Genomic DNA, 2,539 nt, shown 5'->3' with positions numbered 1-2,539 from the left:
CCTCAAACCCGCTTAACTTCGAAGAGCCCGGATACCCGGACCGCGCCGATGCAGCGGTCCAGGAGATGCGTGCAGGGATGCGCGCATCGCTGACCGGCCCAGCGCTCACGTGGAACACCGCCGAGGAAGATCTCTACACGGCGATCGCTGTGTCCCACCTTCCAGGCCGCGGACGGATGGCGGTCATCCACGGCACCCGCGCCGCCGCCACGTTCGGCGACGACTGGCAGGGTATTGGCCTTGCGCATGTTGCGGTCGCCCGTGGCCACCTCGATGGGGACAGGCCCGCCCTGGACGCGGCGGGAGCCGCCGGGCTGGACGCAGTCGCAGCGATCCAGACATGTCCGAATGCGGTAGTCGAGGACCGCATCCGCGAAATCGCCGTCCCTCTGAGCCGAGCGGCCGGGGACGATCCCACCGCGCTGGAGTTCACCCGTCGAGTTACCGACGTCTGACCCCTGTCGCCCCTGGTGCCGTGGCGCCGCCGGTGCGGCGGGCCGCACCACCTATCTGTCAGGAGGCCGTACCTGTCGAGACCCAGACTCGTGTCTCGTTAAGGGCCTCCTTACGGAGGAGGGCATCGCTGAGGTTGATGCCGCACCGGTTCGCGATGGCGCACACGAAGATCAAAATGTCAGCGAGCTCCTCGTCGACGGAGCCGACGACCGACCCTGTCGCGGTGCTGAGGTTCTCGCTTTTGCGGACGGCTTTGAACAGCTCACCGACCTCCTCGCCCAGCAGCAGAGCCTGCTCCGTGACGCTGCGCTCGGAGAACCCCCGTTCCTTCTCCATGGCGGCGACGTACTGCTGGAACTCGGTCAGGTCAAAGCCGGCGGCCAGCGGACGCATGGCGGTGGACCTTTCTCTGCGTGAGGTGTGAGCCCGGCCGGTGTTGCTGGGAGAGTCAGATGGCCAGGGTGAGCTGGTTGGGGTCGTGGCGGACGGCGGTCGGGGTCCGGTCGCGCCAGCCCGTGCGCAGCGCGGCGGTAAGCGTATCGGCGGCGGCGGCGACACCGCGGGTCAGGGCGGTTCGGTTGCGGACGACTGTCGGAATGACAGTTCGGGTGACGGGGTGCCACGCCCACGTGCCCTGGACCTGCCCGTCGAGCACGATCGTGGGTAGCGCTTCACCGATCTGATTGAACGCCTGTTCTGTCGGTAGGCCGCCCAGATACCTCTCTCGGGTCTCGAAGTACGCCTTGAGCGCGACGTCTTCGTGGGCGAGCAGGTGTAACCCGCTCGTGTAGGCGGCGGGATCGGCAGCCAGGAACTGTTCGTACCGGGCGGTGGTCATGTAGGCCCGGGCTGGGCTCCACGGTGTGGTGACCTCCAGCCACTCGGCATCCGAGGCGTTCAGCGCGGCGGTGATGGCGGTCCGGGACAGGGCCGACCACCACGTCGCGTCCTTGAGAGTCGCTGGCCCATACCGGTCGAAGTAGGCGTACACCAGCGTTCGCGTCGCCTTTCCGGGATCCTGCGCGACGTCCAGGCCGGGGTGGACGTCGGAGGTCAGCGCGAAGGCTCGGCGTTCTGCATTCCAACAACCGGACTGGTTCAGGTAGGTGAGCAATCCCTGTTCCCACGCCGTTTTCACGGCGACGCGGACGGCCGCGACCGGCTCGCCGCAGGCGGTCAGGACTGCTTCGATCTGCCGCACCGGCACCGGGCCGCCCGCGAGCAGCCGCATGAGCAGCCGGGTCACCCGGGTCACGACGGGCTGGGACACACCGGCGTTGACGGCCATTCGGGCGGCGTCGCGCAACCGGTAGCGGGCGGTCGCGGCATGCGCGACGGCCGCCAGATCGAGCGGTAGAAGATGCAGCGTCTTGCGCATGCACCGCAGCGTGGTGAGGCCCGACTGGGGGGCGAATAGCGATGTCGCGGCTTCGGGGCTGGCAGCGCGGGCGAGGACGGTCGCGAACGGACTGGGTAAGCGCGCGGCGTGGAGGCCCAGCCCGGCATATGCGATCTCGGCGACGGACGACAAACGATGATCGGGATGCAGCCCTTGCCGGGTGAGCGTCCAGTTCCACAAGTAGCTGGCCTGGTCGGCTGTGAGCGTGACGGCTCCGGCGGTACGGGGAGCGACGGCGACCACCGCAGCACGCTATCAGCGGTCCGTCGCCCCGCCATGCACGGGCCTGGCCGAGTCGGGTTCATCCCTGTGCATTCCAGTGGTCTTCGACGAAGTGGCGTAGCCGCTGGTAGGAATCTTCGGTCTCCTGCCACTGCTCCGCGGTGCCCCACCAGTGCCGGTTGTTGTGGTGGATGTGGAACTTCGACCAGTCGCGGTCCCAGTCGGGCTGGGTGTGCGTGCCGTGCAGCGCGTACCGGTCGGGATCGGCGTAGACCTGTGTGCCAGGCAGGGGGACGAACCGGAACAGCGACACCCGGCTCAGGGACGATCCCAGCTCGGCCAGCAGGCTCATCGTCTCCGCGGTGGTCTCGGCATTCTCCCCGGGGAAGCCGTGGATGATGAACGCTTTGCCCTCGATCCCCGCGTCGGCGGTCGCTGCGAACGCCGCTTTGATGGCTCTTC

Annotated in this window: 3 protein-coding genes and 1 pseudogene; 1 reads left to right on the top strand and 3 read right to left on the bottom strand. The window is 68.2% G+C overall.

Annotated features, from left to right (window positions below; translation table 11 throughout):
* Nucleotides 1-455, top strand: a pseudogene (locus AC08OQ_RS19225) (hypothetical protein); the annotation flags it as partial.
* Nucleotides 456-513: 58 nt separating this feature from the next.
* Here the strand turns inward: AC08OQ_RS19225 and AC08OQ_RS19220 are convergent.
* The 3 genes from AC08OQ_RS19220 to AC08OQ_RS19210 form a co-directional block, all read right to left on the bottom strand.
* Nucleotides 514-849: a MazG nucleotide pyrophosphohydrolase domain-containing protein gene (locus tag AC08OQ_RS19220; RefSeq protein ID WP_462189174.1), complete on the bottom strand. Its 336-nt coding sequence runs from the start codon at nt 847-849 to the stop codon at nt 514-516.
* A gap of 55 nt (nt 850-904) precedes the next feature.
* Complete coding sequence (locus tag AC08OQ_RS19215) at nt 905-2,098, bottom strand: DNA glycosylase AlkZ-like family protein (RefSeq protein WP_476602433.1); 1,194 nt, start codon at nt 2,096-2,098, stop codon at nt 905-907.
* 58 nt (nt 2,099-2,156) lie between these two features.
* Nucleotides 2,157-2,539, bottom strand: a 383-nt coding sequence (locus tag AC08OQ_RS19210) for a hypothetical protein (protein ID WP_476612300.1), incomplete at its 5' end; no start/stop codon positions are given.

The organism is Frankia sp. CcCS3, assembly GCF_977927575.1.
The sequence above is the reverse complement of the archived record's forward strand: the minus strand, read 5'-3'. Positions and strand labels throughout refer to the sequence as shown.